We start from the raw sequence: 14,884 nt of genomic DNA, 5'->3' as shown, positions 1-14,884 counted from the left end.
GTCACTGAACGTACATATTTTTTGTAAATAACTAAATGGTAGCTAAAAATGTATACTTTTACGGACTGTGTATTTGACTTTATTTCAAAACATTCTATTATTCATTATTTTTTTCTTTGTCAGGTATATTCTTAAAAACATTTTCTCCTGGATCAAATCCCTCTGGTCTCCAATAGTGTTCTTCATACTTACCTTCTTCAAATATCTTTCTAAGATAACTGATAGCATCAAACCATGTACTAAATACAAAAAATGAATAAGGAAGGCTACCTTCATCATTCCATACAATCCACTTATCTTCTTTAGATTGTGTAACAAGGTAAGAAGCATCGGGAGGCATTTTGAATATCTCATATGTATTATCAAGGACATCATCCCAAGAGTTAAAGCCTAATTCTTTAGCAAAAGTTTGATATTCCTTTAAAAATATATTTTTTACGAACCTAGAAATACGCCCCATTATCTAGTCCCCTTTCTTTTACTTAAATATCAAGTAGTTGGTCATTAATTTGTACTACTTTTGAGTGTTCTGGGAAAGTTGAGCACACTTTTTGTATAGATGAATATATATCCTCGTTTGAATACAAGAAAAACCCTGCTCCATCATGGAAAATAGTTATGAATGTAGTATCTTCTTCTGTCTTAAAGATAGGGATAGATACGTTTTTCCATTTGCCCCATTCCTTCACTCTCTTGAGCTCAAAACTTAAATTATCAGAATAAGAAAGCGAATAAAATTCGTTCATATTAGCAAGATAAAAGGTATGTTCTAATGCTAAGGATAATGTACGCGCGTCTTTAATTGGTAAAGTAAAGCGTCGAGGGTGATAGGTAACCCGTTTAAAAAATGTATAGTAGGCTTGTTTTTCCTCTAATAATTCATACCTATATTCTATACCTAATTGGTTAAATTCCTCTTCAAACTCCTCTGCCATCATATCATCACAAAGGAATGTAAGATATAAAGGATACCTATCCTGCCCAATTAAGAAATTGCGTAAGAATTCCCTTTGTTCATCCCTATCGTCAACACTTTCCATTGTTTCAGATATAAAGTAAACAGAATCAATAGGTCCTTCCAATTGAACATAGTGCCCCACCATTTCATCAAACTCCGCATTTAACTGCTCTTGTTGAATCCAAATTTCGCTCATATAAAACCTCCTTCCCATATAAAAGAACCTGCAAAAAAACAGTAATTTTTCTTATTTGATCTCAAAAATTTGCTGCATCTTATATAGAAAAATAGTTAGGGTTTGAATTTGTATGTCTAAAACAGCCGTACAAATAACATCTGGTTTCTACTTGAGGCTTATAATCTATAATAGGAGCTTTCCCCTTATAAATTTCTCTAACTGCATTTTTAATGAAAGTAATCTCTTCCATTGTTTCTTCTTCGTATTCATCTTTAAAATCTTCTTCCTCATCTGGATCTTGAATGACTTCCTTTATCTCTTTTTCTTTTCTTTGAATAGTTTTAGAAGCAATGTCTTCGATTTCTTTTATTTTTGAAAGCTTCCATAACGAGTAAAAATAAGTTGGAAGAAATGCTTCTGAATAAAAATCCCAATCTAACTTAGAGTAGATATCAACAAATCCCTCATAATCCCCCAGAATATAATATATTTCAGCTATATCAGCTTCCAATGCTTCTTCCTCTTTTTCACTCAAAAAAAGTAATTCTTTTGCAACTTCTCTTGCTTCTGATCCCCTTCCTAGTTGTGCTAGACAAATTCCATAGCTAAGTAACGGAAACAAACTATAGTTGTTACAGGATCGTAGTGGGTGCGCTTTATGAAAACATTCAGCAGCTTCAGGTAACATTCCTTTTTTGTAGTAACATAACCCAAGATTATTTAGATTTTCTAGTGAAGGTGTTAAGTGGATACCTTTTTTTAATACATTTATGGCTTCTTCATACTTTTCTTTTTTTATGTACATCTCACCCATTAAGTTGTAGATAAAATAATGCCCAGGTTTATTTTTCAATAAATCTTCCACTATATCAAATGCTTCTTTATCTGCCATTTCCCATGTATAAGACATGGATTCTTCTTCTGCCTCTTCTTCAAAACCTTGTGTTTCTTTAGTATTACTCGTAGCCTCTATAATTGGTTTTCCTTCTGTAAAATAAAAATAGGCTAAATTATAAAGGGTTTGAACAGAAGGTTTAATTTTAGCAGCAGTTTGTAGTTGAAAAAATGCTTCTTCATATTCATTTGTCTCCATAAGCACTATAGCAAGCTCATTTCTTAGCTTTACGTTGTGAGGGTCCTGTTCAACTTGCTTTTGCATTTCAAGCGCAATCTCTTCAAAATCTATTTCATCATACTTGCTCATATTCATACTCCTTCTAAACATTAAACTCAATTTTATCTGTAGGCTTAGTAAAGTTCCTTATGTACAACAACAAAATAAAAAGCCACCCATTATTTGCAGGACAGGTGGCTTTTTACTATAAAATGCATGTGCAGACATATAATAACACATTTTTTACCTTACGGACTATATTTTTCTGTACGAGCATATGAATAAAACGTGCACTTTTTATTCATGTATTTTGCGAATGTCCTTGCAAAGAACGTTGAGAAATCAAGGATGTATAAAAAGGTGCATACTCCGGAAAGAGTAATTATGTTAACTAAATATGTATATCTTATACACCCTAAAAACAGAAAAAAACCTATCTCTTTTCAATCCACAAAGGTAGGTTTTTTCTACTCTATTGCTGTAAGGGTTTTGGCTGATGCCTCACGGCGTCTCATGTAGTTTGCTCTGTTTATGATGTTTTATCCTTATAGTTCAACTAACTATTTAAATAAGTAGGATGGTCTATTTATTTTTATGATAGTATTCATTCATAAGGGAGGGAGAGAAATGTTAGATAAACCACAAACCTACTGCGATAACGATCTCCGTTCCATAAGCCCAACATACCCAGCTAGCTGTATCAGCTGAAATAAACTGAGAAAAACTACTCAAAAAGAAAAGAGCAGATTTTGGATTTAATACATTACATATAAACCGATATAAGCAAGTTATGACTTTGTTATAATTTCTGACAAAAACAATCTAATATTATTTTTCATTTTATTATATTTAGATTGCCTACGTTGAATAATATCTACTATAACGAGCAAACTAAACAAGACGCCGTGAGGCATCTATCCAATACTTTAAAATCCTTGTTGTTTTAAATAGAAAAACCTACTGGTGCCAGATGAACCAATAGGTTTTTCTGTTTTATAACAAAGTACACGACAGTTGAAACTTCATAGCTCTGAAAAGCTACCTCCAATCCTAGACATTATAGTAGAAGTAGTTACTTGTTCGCATTATATTTTAAAAATAGTGGCACAAAACCTGTTGGAAAGGTACACACTGATGAGTGCTTTTAAATAGCTAGGACTGAAATAATGCTAATGCTTTAATGAAACTGAATTTTTTCATACCCTTTTCCTTTTATTAAGAAAATACATTCACACATGTATGACAATTGTCATACTAACTACTTGACGTTTATATCTTTTATTACCAGCTACTATGTTCTACTATAAATATAAAGAAGAGTTGAATACTAATCAATGTAAAGAAAGATGTAAGGAGGAACACATGAGCAAACAAAAAACGACTGAATTAAGAAAAAATGTAGCACCTTTTGAAAAATCCAATACGAAATCGAGTATAAAGCAATTAATAAACACATTTCTTCCGTTTTTACTACTTTGGTTTCTAGCTTATAAAAGTTTGTCCGTTTCTTATTGGCTAACACTGCCAATAGCTATTGTTACAGCCGGGTTCGTCGTCCGAACCTTCATTATTTTCCATGATTGTTGTCATCAATCATTTTTCAAAAACCGAAAAGCGAATAATATCCTTGGCACAATCAGTGGGGTTATCACCATGTTTCCGTATGAACAGTGGAAACGAAGCCACTCGATTCATCATGCCACGAGCAGCAACTTAGATAAACGAGGAACTGGTGATGTGTGGGTCATGACAGTTGACGAGTATGTTACAGCTTCCTACTGGGGGCGGTTAGCTTACCGAATGTACCGCAATCCACTTGTTATGTTTGGATTAGGTCCCATCTATCTTTTCTTAGTTTCTAACCGATTGAATCGAAAAGACGCGAAACGAAAGGAACGTTTGAACACATATTTAACCAATTTCTCAATTGTTGCAGTGTATGCACTTTTATGTTGGGGTATTGGTTGGCAAGCTTTTCTGCTCGTTCAAGCTCCCATCCTTTTTGTAGCAGGATCACTGGGAATTTGGCTATTTTACGTACAGCATCAATTTGAGGATTCCTACTTTGAAAACGAAAAGGAGTGGGATTACGTGAAAGCTGCGGTTGATGGTAGCTCTTATTACAAGCTCCCTAAAGTTTTACAATGGGTAACAGGTAATATTGGTTTCCATCATGTACATCATTTGGCTCCAAGAGTTCCAAACTATAATTTAGAAAAGGCGCATGAGTCTACGCCACCATTACAGAAAGCAACAACAATTACACTAAGTACAAGCTTGAAGTCCCTTCGTTTTCGACTTTTAGATCAACAAAATAAAAGTTTTGTAAGCTTCAAAGAAATTAAGCATCTACTAGACAATAAAAAATCTCGTATGAATTTGAATAACAAAAGACCCAACCTCAATAAAAATTGAATATCTTCTTTTTTATTTAAATTTATAAAATGAATAATAAATAGTGAATTGAACAAACTGCTTAAGATGCTGTGAAGCATTCTCTCATAGACCCTTTTAAATAAAATTCAAGTAACAGAAAAAACTACTGTACAGGAGCAGTAGTTTTTTCTGTGTTTAAGTTGTATATGATATACGCCTTTAGTTAATATAAAAAGTGTTATCGGTAGGAAAATAAGAAAGCAAATCGAATATCCAATTAGGCTCTTTACTTGTTAGAAGTGCATTTCTTTTAAAGAAGTCAATAAACTTTTATGCATGTTTAACAATGAAGCAATATCTTCCTTTGAAAGATTTTCTAATGCTTTTGCCATGGCTTTATATGATGAAGTATTTTTAATTGCTCTCTCTGATACCTCTTTTCCTTATAGAAGAGAAAGAATAGCAAAAAATCATCCTTGATAAAGTTTACGACTATGCTGAATTTCCGAATAAAGTTAGTGTCCAATGCGATAACTGCAGTTCATCTTACTTCAAAAGTTCTATAAAAGGGGGCATTTTTCTACGTGAATGTCGAGAGTGTGGCATGAAGAAAAGCATTTAGGTGGTATTTAGACTATAAAAAATAGCATGGTTTGAATCGTAGTTGGTATTTTTTGACGTGTATATAGAAAATAAGCCACCTAGGGATATCCAAAGTAGGTGGCTTATACGATAAGCTTAATATGGAGCACGCTTTAAAAATTAATTTCTGTCAAAAAGAGAGCTGCCAGATATACCTGGGTTCGTCATTTCATAGGGATTTAAAATTAACTCAAGCTCCTCCTCAGTCAATACGTCATATTGCAAACATAGTTCTCGTACCGACTTTCCATTTAAAATAGCCTCTCTAGCAATTCGTGCTGCTACTTCATATCCGATATGTGGATTTACGGCTGTAATAATCCCTACACTTTTTTCTACATACTCTTTTAAACGTCCCTCATTTGCTTCAATGTCTCTTAGACAATGGTCTGTGAAGACGTGGAATGCGTTATTCATAATACTGATTGACTGAAGCAAGTTAAATACAAGAACAGGCTCCATCACATTTAGTTCAAGTTGACCTGCTTCCGATGCCAGGCAAATTGTATGATCATTACCTATAACTTGAAAAGCTACTTGATTAATCATTTCAGGCATGACAGGGTTGACCTTTCCAGGCATAATAGATGAACCAGGTTGACGAGCTGGTAATATAAGTTCAGCTAATCCTGCACGAGGACCCGATGCCATTAATCGGATATCATTCGCAATTTTAGACATATTAATCATGCAAACTTTTAAGCTAGCAGAGACTTCTGTATAAGCATCTGTATTTTGAGTCGCGTCTACAAGATGATTGGCTTTCTTAAGTGGTAAACCACTGATATTTGCTAGATATCTTACAACATTTTCGATATAACGTGGATCTGCATTTAAACCCGTTCCAACTGCAGTTGCTCCCATATTAACCTCATATAAATGTCCATAAGATTGCTTAATACGTTTCATATCGCGCTCAAGAACACGACTATATGATTCAAATTCTTGACCAAGACGGATTGGAACCGCATCCTGTAGGTGAGTACGTCCCATCTTTATAATAGAATCAAATTGTTCTGCCTTTTTCTGAAATACACTATGCATATAATTCATTGTTTTCAGTAACTTATTTAACAGATTAAGCGTTGCAATATGGATAGCAGTTGGAAATACGTCATTTGTTGATTGTGACATGTTTACATGACTATTAGGGCTTAAATCGGAATAAGAACCTTTCTTATGACCAAGTAACTCTAAAGCTCTATTTGCGATAACCTCATTTGCATTCATATTCATTGAGGTCCCCGCACCACCCTGTATTGGATCAACAATAAATTGATTATTTCTTTTCCCTTCAATAACCTCGTCTGCTGCTTCAATAATTGCATTACCCAACCCATCATATAACCTTTTTGTTTCCATATTAGCAAGAGCAGCAGCCTTTTTAACGATTCCTAATGCTTTAATGAGTTCCGGGTGAATCTGGTAACCTGTTATTGGGAAATTTTCAACTGCACGTAATGTTTGAATTCCATAATAAACGCTGACAGGCACTTCTTTCGTTCCTAAGAAATCTTTTTCAATTCTTACATCTTGTTTTCCAAGCGTTCCTATATCTGTCATAATATTGATCTCCTTCTTTATAAACAAATAAATTATTTTAAGCTACATCTGATTTTTTAATAGAATCTGTATAATGCTTTGCTTTTTCTTTATCGAATCCGCCTTCCCACTTAGACATCACAATAGCAGCTAATGCGTTACCTACTACGTTGACAGATGTCCGAAGCATATCTAAGATGCGATCAATGCCAGCAATGAATGCCATACCTTCTAAAGGTAATCCCATTGAGCCCAATGTTGTTAATACAACAACAAATGATGCTCCTGCAACTCCTGCCATTCCCTTAGAAGTCAACATCAATACAAGTAAAAGTGTAATTTGTTCTACGAAAGATAAATGAATGCCATACATTTGTGCAATAAAAAGGGCAGCAATGGCTTGGTAAATGGATGATCCATCAAGGTTAAAGGTATATCCTGTCGGAATAACAAATGATGTGACAGCTTTCGGACAACCAAAGTTCTCCATTTTAGTCATTAACCTTGGCAATACTGCTTCAGAGCTTGCGGTTGTAAACGCTAAAATTAACTCATCTTTTAAGATTTTTATAAGGACTAAAACATTAGTTCCAGCCATTTTTGCAATAATACCTAATACTACAAAAACAAAGAAAATCATGGTCAGATATATAACGAGTACTAACTTTCCTAAAGGGATTAATGAACCAATTCCAAACTTCGCCACATTCAAACCAATTAAAGCAAATACGCCAAATGGAGCAAATTTCATAACTAAGTTTGTCATCCAAAACATGGATTCTAGTACGCCTTCAAAAAAGTTTAAAACTGGTTTGCCTTTTTCTCCAATTGCTGCGACTCCTAGACCAAATAAGACTGAGAAAAAGATAATTGCTAATAAATTTCCTTCAGTCAATGATTGGAATATATTAGTTGGGATAATATGAACGATTTGAGCTGCTACACCTGCACTCTCAGTTGTTTTAGATGTTTCTTCATATTTGGATATATCACCTTTCTCAAGGTTCCCCATATCTATACCACTACCTGGATGGAATAAATTTGCGGCTAATAATCCCACTGCTAATGCAATGGTAGTAACAATTTCAAAATAAAGAATGGTTTTTCCACCTAGTCTTCCTAACTTTTTAATATCACCTACACCAGCTATAGATACGATGAGGGCAGATACAACGATAGGAATAACAATCATTTTGATTAGGTGAAGAAAAATATCTCCTAAAGGTTGAAGAATTGCCATCGCTGTATTGTTTCCATAAAAAATAGCGCCTATAGCAATCCCGAACGCAAGTCCAATAAATATTTGTGTAGCTAATCCTAATTTCTTCATAGTTGTAACCCCTTTCAATTTGCAGTTCATTAAAACACTTAAAGAGAGCCTATGCTTAGGCTAGCGTCTATAAAAAAAGACAATAAATAAAAATAAGTCCAATGTGTGAATAACCTTTAAAATAAATGGTAACCATCTGATTTGAAATTAACTCCCCCCCTTCAGTAAAGCGTTTTCAAAATCTTTAATGTAAAATACACTTTTTCGGCTCATCTTATATACCTGAGCATATAGTATCGTTTATAAAGAGATTTTCTATTATCCTTTTAACCTTTTTGAAATCCTGTTTATTGTCTAACATTCATATAAATCTAGTGACAGTCACTTCTAGATTTATATGAATGTTAGACAACAATATCCTAATCTATTATTCCCTCATTTCAGATAAAGAAATATCTTCTTTTTTATCTAGTGTCTAGAGATAAGGTAGCAATAACACTAGATATCTCTATAACTTGTTAAAATAATTAAATCTCTTAAAATGTTTTTCTTTAAACGAAATGATATCGCTTTCAAAAAGTCTCAATCATAGTAACTACACATATCTCTCCGAAAGCTAAAGGAATTTAGGATTTATTCCAGGTGTAACTTAATTAACGAAACTACAGCATTAAGTTGGGGTATCTCCTTCAATCTCTTCATACTGTAATCTCATTATAATAAACATGCGTTTCTTGCATATAGATAATGAATGGAATCAAAAAATGATAATAACGAAAAGTGTATTTTAAATTTCATGTTCTCTTTTTGCGTACTTCAATTACATTATATTTATATACAACAGATAAATCAAGAAGATTATTATTCATTTCGCGTACATTTTATTTAGACAAGCCTCATAGAAGTGAAGAATATTTAAATAACGACGAACTATTATTTAAATATTAACCTTGTTCGCTTGGCTTAGTTCCTGAAGAAATCGTGTACAGGAAGCATTTATTTTGGTGGAGGTACATTCATGTACAATTTTAGAGTATACACGTTACGTGACGGTTCAAAGAAAATCATTAAACTAAAAGAAGGAGAATCCTTTAAACAGGAACTTCAAAGAGCCAATATTCAAGAAACGCAAATTTTTCAGATGCAACTAGTGGAAAAACCAGAGTAATTTTAACATACCCCTTCTATAAAGATGTAATTGTGGTAGTCTAATAAAAGCCAAATAGAAAAGAGTGATCAACCTGGAAGAAATAAAAGAGCAAGAAATCGATCTAGATAAAGTGTATGACTATGCTGCATTTCCCGATAAGGTGAGTGGCAGATGTAACAACTGCAATTCATCTTACTTCAAAAGTTCTGTAAAGGGTGGCGTATTCTTACGTGAATGTCGAGAATGCGGAATGAAAAAGAGTATTTAAACATCGATGATATAGAAAAAGAGAAGGTTAAAAACCTTCTCTTTTTTAGTTTAACTGTGTTTTAGCCATCTTAAAGTAGAAGAAATATCTTACTCTCTAGATGTTTTTTCTACTTTATTATGTTATAACTTTTCTCTTAACATAGAAATTTCATTAATTAAATCTTTTATTAATCGTCCTAATGCTACTATGTGTTCATCTTTGCGGTCATAATCATCAATTTTCATAGATAGTTCTAAAACACGACAGGTCTCTTCAACTGTCAGGCCATGATCTCTTGCAAGAGTTTTTACTGTATCAAGAAATTTAACAGCATCATTATCAAAATAATCTTTTCGTGTTGTTTGATTAAATAATGTTCCCATTTCCTCTCTCCTTAAAAGTTTAATATTAGTAAATTGCACAAATGAATCAGTGCCAGATTTGTAACTAGTACAGGCTGAGAGATGATATTTATTGCGAAGGCATATTTTTAAAACTTGAGGCATTCGATTTACAATGTTACTGCCTATAACGTATTCGATAAGCATCTAACGATCACCTACTGCGGTAGCTAATTAGTATCAATTTATTTAATGGTAATGATTAAATATGCGCGATGATATGTGAAAACTAAGCATTGCTAGCTTATAAACAATGACATCAATATAGGCTTTTTTTCATACTATGTTTTGGGGGTGAATAAATGGCAAGAGTAAAGTACAGTAATTCAGACATTAACTTAATGGCAAGGATGATGCGAGCAGAAGCTGAGGGTGAAGGAAGACAAGGAATGTTATATGTGGGAAATGTAATTGTTAATCGTCTTGCAGCAAATTGTATAGACTTTAAAAATTTAAGAACCGTTTCACAAGTCATTTATCAAGTCCAGGGGGGGAATTATTCGTTTGAAGCTGTTCAAAAAGGCAATGTATTTTATCAAAGAGCAAGAGGTGTTGAAAAAAGATTAGCAAAGCAGAATTTGGATTATTGGAGACAACACCCAGCGAAATTTGCTCTTTGGTATTTTAATCCCCATGCTCCGTGCCCTCCAACATGGTACGGTCAACCTGCATCTGGTCAATTTAAAAATCATTGTTATTATGAGCCAAAACCAGATACATGTGCTAGTGTTTATAGAGGTTAAGTTATTGAGGAGTTTTCTATTAATGTCTCTACTATTAATGAAAAATAGTTAATAATTTAAATATGACATAACACCCTCAAATTCAACAGTATAGAGAACTTGAGGGTCTTTGTTTCATTCATTTTTAGTTGTAGCTTTTTACTTATTCAATTGGTTTCTATTTATCTTATATAAACTAGGAAAAAAATAATCTCTTTAGTATATGAAGTTTTGATTAAAGTTGCAGCCAGAAGCCTGAGCAGCCTCCTTCCTTTCTGTCATGTTAATTACACCTGTTCGCTATATATTTTTATCAAAACATATTCGTATCATACAGTTGGCAAGCACTCATGAATTTTTCGCATAAAAAAAAAGCACCCTCATCGTTAATGGTATTGGAGAATAAGGGCACTTCTTGAGAATTTAAGTTTTCTATACTAAAGTATAAGAAAGATTAGGTCTATAGTCATCATAACACATAAATTGATAGGTTGTCATACAAAATTTATTGTAGAAGAACACCCCTTTATTCAAAAAACAGGAGTGCTCTTTAGCATGATTATAAGTATTTTTATCTTTTTGTACCTCTACTATTTTCACTTTCCTCCCTCCATACTACCAATTTGGGAACCGTAGGGTAATCGAATATACTCTACTTTTTCCAATCATGATAGTCACTCTAAAATTCATCTTAAAATCACATTAAAAATAGATGAAAATAGTAGAAAATTATAAATTTAGTGGTATAGTAACAGCTACATAAACTCTCTAAGAAAGAAACTTTATTATAAATTAGCTATATTAGATTAATAAAGACAGGAGTAATTGTAATGAAAAAATTGACCTTAATATTTGTATTAATATTTGCAATAGCTTTACCAAATGTTGCTCAGGCAAAAGGATTTAGTGGTCATAGTTCTTTCAGTCACAGTTCTTCGTTCAGTTCTCATTCAGATAGGGGCACATATTCAAGTGGCACTTATCATTCTGGATATAAGTCTCCGTCAAGCAACGTTACAAGAACACCATCATATACTAGGTCTCACACGACATATAACCAGACCCCGCCTTCACGAGCAAAAAGTATACTGACTCATGCTGCAGCTTTTGGAACAGGTGCGTTTTTAGGGCATATGCTTCATCCATTTGGTGGGAATTATAACGGTGCATATGGAAATAATCCTTCACATGGATTTTCTTTTTTAGGAATTCTTGTAGATATACTTGTGATTTTAGTCATCATTTGGGTAGTTAAAAACATCTTTACAAGAAGAAGATATTAAGGAGAAATTTAGAATGGAAGTACTATTTAACGAACAAGATATTGTGGATAGCGTTTGTATTTATATTGCTCTAAAAGAAAGAATTGAACCTGAACAGGTAGAAGTAGATTTGGAGCTTCATCCTTCCCTTGGGATTACTGCTTCCACCTTAGCATTAGGACGTACAGCGCGATTGCATGAACAAGACATCATTGATGCTGTTGCAGTATATTTACAGGACTATCACCAGTTAGTCGCGAATCATCTACAAGTTAATTTATCTTTTTCGGAAAAGAATAGATTTACTGCATCTATTCAAGTAATTAGTAATTAATTTTGACATGAGACTTCCGAGCATTTTCGTACTGGAACCAATAAGTTTAGTTTAATATTTGGACAATTTGTTTTTCTAGGTTTTTCTTGAAAATGGATGGTTCTTTTTTAACGTGAAATTGCTCTTTTAAAAAGCCCCTTAAATTTCTCTCTATCTTCGGGTGTAAATGGTTTTGGCCCCTTTGTACGCTTTCCACTTTTTCGAGCCATTGCACTCAAATAACGTGTTTGTAATAATTGGTCAATATTTTCATTTGTATAGCTAGACCCATTATGGTGAAGTACCACACACCCTTTTGCTAAACCTAGCGAAGCAAGACCATAATCTTGCGTAACGATTATATCCCCTTTTTCTACTAACCCCATAATCCGATAATCCGCAGCATCTGCCCCAGAATCAACATAAATGGTTTCCACTCCTGATGGTTGTTCCACATTAGAAAAATGAGAAAAGCTAGTAACAAGGATAACAGGAATTTCAGCATTAGTACCTTCAGAGATAATGATATCTTTTACCGGACAAGCATCTGCATCAACATAAATTTTCATCTTTAACTCTCCCCGTAAATAAGTTTGAGTTGATGATAATGGAAGACTTATCCTTTGTCAAATGATAAAGATATTTTACCTAAAATTATTAAAAAACAGTTGTTGTATTAAAGCGCGCGTTTGATGCTCTCTTTTTTAAAAGGAGAAGCTAATTTGATCTCACGTAATTTTCTAAAGTATGAAAAAGATGTTATTATCACTTATGAAACCCATAATAATAATGTGTTTTCTATTTATTGGGAGTGTGGTGAGATTTGTTTTTAATTCATTTATATGGACCTTGTAATGTTGAGGAAATAACAACTCAAATAGATCCAAAATATAAATACTCTAAGTGTGGAGTCGTTAATCCTACCATTACGACTTTTTCTATTTTGTTTTCTTTCAAATGATTCTCAATCTCCTTAATTTTTTCTGAATATTTTAACATTTTTATAGATATATGCCTTTAAAATGGTATAATATAGAGAACGTCAGTTCGGGAGGCTTAATATGCAAACAAAAAAAGTTTATATTTATGTATTTAATACAATGTCAGATTGGGAGTATGGATATTTAATTGCTGAACTAAATTCAGGAAGATATTTCAGGCAAGGCTTAGCCCCTTTAAAAGTAATGACGGTAGGAGTTAATAAAGAAATTATTAAAACAATGGGGGGACTGAGTATACAGCCGGATATTTCTCTTGATGAGTGCACTCTTCTGGATAAAGATCTTTTAATTCTACCGGGAGGAACTACATGGAGTGAGGAGATTCATCAACCTATATTGAAAAAAGTTGGGGAAGTTTTAGAGCTTGGTACTATTGTAGCTGCAATTTGTGGTGCTACTGATGCCCTTGCAAATAATGGATACTTAGATTCTAGAAAGCATACGCTGAATAACTTAGAATATACAAAAATGGTCTGTCCTAATTATAAAGGAGAGAAGTTGTATGAGATTGGACCTGTAGTATCCGATAATAACATGATTACTGCTTCAGGAGTAGCACCTCTAGAATTCGCGAGGGACGTATTAAAAAAATTAGATGTATTTGCATCAAATACATTAGATTCATGGTATAGCTTAAATAAAACTCAGAAGTCCGAATACTTTTTTCAGTTAATGAACTCATTATAGATTCCTAATTATATACAAGGTCGATTACAATAATTTTCTTTTTTATTTTTGTAGATACCTATAGTCTGTTTTATGTTGACTAGAAAGAAACAAAAAGAAGCCTTTATAAGAGATTTATTTTTTCTTCATCTCGTATAAAGGCTCCACTATACTTTTAAATTAATTAATTTCTATTCTGCGTATTTATTTCTAACAGCATCATCCCATTTAAGCAGAATCTGTTTTAGCTCAGCTGTTTCAATTAGACAATTCGCATTTTGTTCTTCTTCAGCATATTCATTCATAATTTTTGTTACATCATATTTAATTTCTATAGTACAGGCATTTCCAGTTAATTCTTCATAAGAAGATTTCTTTGAAAGTACTTTATCAATTAAATCTAGCCATAATTTTGATCCATCTTCTTGTACATCACTTAATAATAAATCTATAACTAAAAAATTTTCATCAGGCACATCTACCATAAGCATTCCTTGGTTATCTTCATAGATTTGAACATTATATTTCATTACTGGTTCTCCCTTTATTCTTCATAAAGACGAATTGCTTCCCTTACTACAATACGTCCTTCTCATTAATCCTCAATCGTAATTCCGGCTTCCTTGAATGGTTCTAATACTTCTGGATCGCACATTGAAATATAGTCCACTGTTTTTAGATTCTTTAAGTTCTGAAATCCTTCAACAGATAGTACGTCAAATAAACTATCTTCGCCGTCCCAATCTGGCTTTAGGATATGATAAATTTCATTACCTCCATCAAAGCAAAGGCATTCAACCTTTTCCAAATCACTCTTTTCCAACGTTAACTCTTCTAAATAATTTTTGATTTCAAAAATGGGTCCAGCTCCAGAATACCATTCGAAATTATTGGTATACTTATCTTTTAAATCGGTTAATTCTTTTAGAAATAACGGATCTTGATCTAATAAAGCTTCAATAACCACTAGTTTAAAATTAAAATCTGTAAACATTTCACTTTTCCCCATTTTACTACCTCCGATTTTATTTCTGTAATA

General features: G+C 33.0%; 17 protein-coding genes. 8 read left to right on the top strand and 9 right to left on the bottom strand.

Going from position 1 to position 14,884, the window contains the following annotated elements; genetic code table 11:
- Nucleotides 1-97: 97 nt before the first annotated feature.
- From AC1D0Y_RS15185 to AC1D0Y_RS15175, 3 genes are all read right to left on the bottom strand, one after another.
- The gene (locus AC1D0Y_RS15185) at nucleotides 98-460 is read right to left on the bottom strand and encodes a hypothetical protein (protein WP_060746409.1); all 363 of its coding nucleotides are present in this window, start codon (nucleotides 458-460) and stop codon (nucleotides 98-100) included.
- A 22-nt stretch (nucleotides 461-482) separates the two neighbouring features.
- On the bottom strand, nucleotides 483-1,154 hold the full coding sequence (locus AC1D0Y_RS15180; RefSeq protein ID WP_060746408.1) for a hypothetical protein: 672 nt from the start codon (nucleotides 1,152-1,154) through the stop codon (nucleotides 483-485).
- Nucleotides 1,155-1,233: 79 nt separating this feature from the next.
- Nucleotides 1,234-2,340, bottom strand: coding sequence for a tetratricopeptide repeat protein (locus AC1D0Y_RS15175; RefSeq protein ID WP_060746407.1), 1,107 nt, complete (start codon nucleotides 2,338-2,340; stop codon nucleotides 1,234-1,236).
- A gap of 1,272 nt (nucleotides 2,341-3,612) precedes the next feature.
- Here AC1D0Y_RS15175 and desA point away from each other — a divergent pair.
- Nucleotides 3,613-4,665: a Delta(5) desaturase DesA gene (gene desA, locus AC1D0Y_RS15170; RefSeq protein WP_060746406.1), complete on the top strand. Its 1,053-nt coding sequence runs from the start codon at nucleotides 3,613-3,615 to the stop codon at nucleotides 4,663-4,665.
- A 430-nt stretch (nucleotides 4,666-5,095) separates the two neighbouring features.
- A complete protein-coding gene (locus tag AC1D0Y_RS15165) occupies nucleotides 5,096-5,248 on the top strand; it encodes a DUF8096 family protein (protein ID WP_473453317.1) in 153 nt (50 codons plus the stop codon).
- Between the two features lie 140 nt (nucleotides 5,249-5,388).
- Here AC1D0Y_RS15165 and aspA read toward each other — a convergent pair whose 3' ends face one another.
- Together aspA and AC1D0Y_RS15155 are read right to left on the bottom strand one after the other, a co-directional pair.
- Complete coding sequence (aspA, locus tag AC1D0Y_RS15160; RefSeq protein ID WP_060746405.1) at nucleotides 5,389-6,831, bottom strand: aspartate ammonia-lyase; 1,443 nt, start codon at nucleotides 6,829-6,831, stop codon at nucleotides 5,389-5,391.
- A gap of 37 nt (nucleotides 6,832-6,868) precedes the next feature.
- Complete coding sequence (locus AC1D0Y_RS15155; RefSeq protein ID WP_060746404.1) at nucleotides 6,869-8,140, bottom strand: cation:dicarboxylate symporter family transporter; 1,272 nt, start codon at nucleotides 8,138-8,140, stop codon at nucleotides 6,869-6,871.
- A gap of 958 nt (nucleotides 8,141-9,098) precedes the next feature.
- Here AC1D0Y_RS15155 and AC1D0Y_RS15150 point away from each other — a divergent pair.
- Nucleotides 9,099-9,248 (top strand): hypothetical protein, encoded by a 150-nt coding sequence (locus AC1D0Y_RS15150; RefSeq protein ID WP_169305191.1) that lies wholly within the window; start codon nucleotides 9,099-9,101, stop codon nucleotides 9,246-9,248.
- 73 nt (nucleotides 9,249-9,321) lie between these two features.
- Nucleotides 9,322-9,498, top strand: a complete 177-nt coding sequence (locus tag AC1D0Y_RS15145; protein WP_097823078.1) for a DUF8096 family protein — start codon at nucleotides 9,322-9,324, stop codon at nucleotides 9,496-9,498.
- A 122-nt stretch (nucleotides 9,499-9,620) separates the two neighbouring features.
- Here AC1D0Y_RS15145 and AC1D0Y_RS15140 read toward each other — a convergent pair whose 3' ends face one another.
- Nucleotides 9,621-10,028, bottom strand: a complete 408-nt coding sequence (locus tag AC1D0Y_RS15140) for a hypothetical protein (protein WP_235593595.1) — start codon at nucleotides 10,026-10,028, stop codon at nucleotides 9,621-9,623.
- A 155-nt stretch (nucleotides 10,029-10,183) separates the two neighbouring features.
- On the opposite strand from AC1D0Y_RS15140, the gene AC1D0Y_RS15135 reads away from it, so the two are divergent.
- The 3 genes from AC1D0Y_RS15135 to AC1D0Y_RS15125 all read left to right on the top strand — a co-directional run bounded on the left by AC1D0Y_RS15135 (nucleotide 10,184) and on the right by AC1D0Y_RS15125 (nucleotide 12,199).
- Nucleotides 10,184-10,624: a cell wall hydrolase gene (locus AC1D0Y_RS15135; protein WP_028409572.1), complete on the top strand. Its 441-nt coding sequence runs from the start codon at nucleotides 10,184-10,186 to the stop codon at nucleotides 10,622-10,624.
- 809 nt (nucleotides 10,625-11,433) lie between these two features.
- Complete coding sequence (locus tag AC1D0Y_RS15130; protein ID WP_060746403.1) at nucleotides 11,434-11,886, top strand: hypothetical protein; 453 nt, start codon at nucleotides 11,434-11,436, stop codon at nucleotides 11,884-11,886.
- A gap of 13 nt (nucleotides 11,887-11,899) precedes the next feature.
- The gene (locus AC1D0Y_RS15125; protein ID WP_060746402.1) at nucleotides 11,900-12,199 is read left to right on the top strand and encodes a DUF2653 family protein; all 300 of its coding nucleotides are present in this window, start codon (nucleotides 11,900-11,902) and stop codon (nucleotides 12,197-12,199) included.
- A 107-nt stretch (nucleotides 12,200-12,306) separates the two neighbouring features.
- Here the strand turns inward: AC1D0Y_RS15125 and AC1D0Y_RS15120 are convergent, their stop codons facing one another.
- Nucleotides 12,307-12,747 carry a YaiI/YqxD family protein gene (locus AC1D0Y_RS15120; protein WP_028409936.1) on the bottom strand — a complete coding sequence of 147 codons (441 nt, stop codon included), beginning with the start codon at nucleotides 12,745-12,747 and terminating at the stop codon, nucleotides 12,307-12,309.
- A 492-nt stretch (nucleotides 12,748-13,239) separates the two neighbouring features.
- Between AC1D0Y_RS15120 and AC1D0Y_RS15115 the strand changes: the two genes are divergently transcribed.
- Entirely contained in the window at nucleotides 13,240-13,866 is a 627-nt protein-coding gene (locus tag AC1D0Y_RS15115) for a type 1 glutamine amidotransferase family protein (RefSeq protein ID WP_217598708.1), read from the top strand.
- A 170-nt stretch (nucleotides 13,867-14,036) separates the two neighbouring features.
- On the opposite strand, the gene AC1D0Y_RS15110 is transcribed toward AC1D0Y_RS15115, so the two are convergent.
- Together AC1D0Y_RS15110 and AC1D0Y_RS15105 are read right to left on the bottom strand one after the other, a co-directional pair.
- The gene (locus tag AC1D0Y_RS15110; RefSeq protein ID WP_060746400.1) at nucleotides 14,037-14,375 is read right to left on the bottom strand and encodes a hypothetical protein; all 339 of its coding nucleotides are present in this window, start codon (nucleotides 14,373-14,375) and stop codon (nucleotides 14,037-14,039) included.
- Between the two features lie 65 nt (nucleotides 14,376-14,440).
- Nucleotides 14,441-14,854, bottom strand: a complete 414-nt coding sequence (locus AC1D0Y_RS15105) for a DUF6892 domain-containing protein (protein WP_477707750.1) — start codon at nucleotides 14,852-14,854, stop codon at nucleotides 14,441-14,443.
- Nucleotides 14,855-14,884 lie beyond the last annotated feature (30 nt).

The organism is Priestia sp. P1_B12_1, from assembly GCF_056406695.1.
Note: the sequence above shows the minus strand (reverse complement) of the source record. Positions and strands in the feature narration are given on the sequence as shown.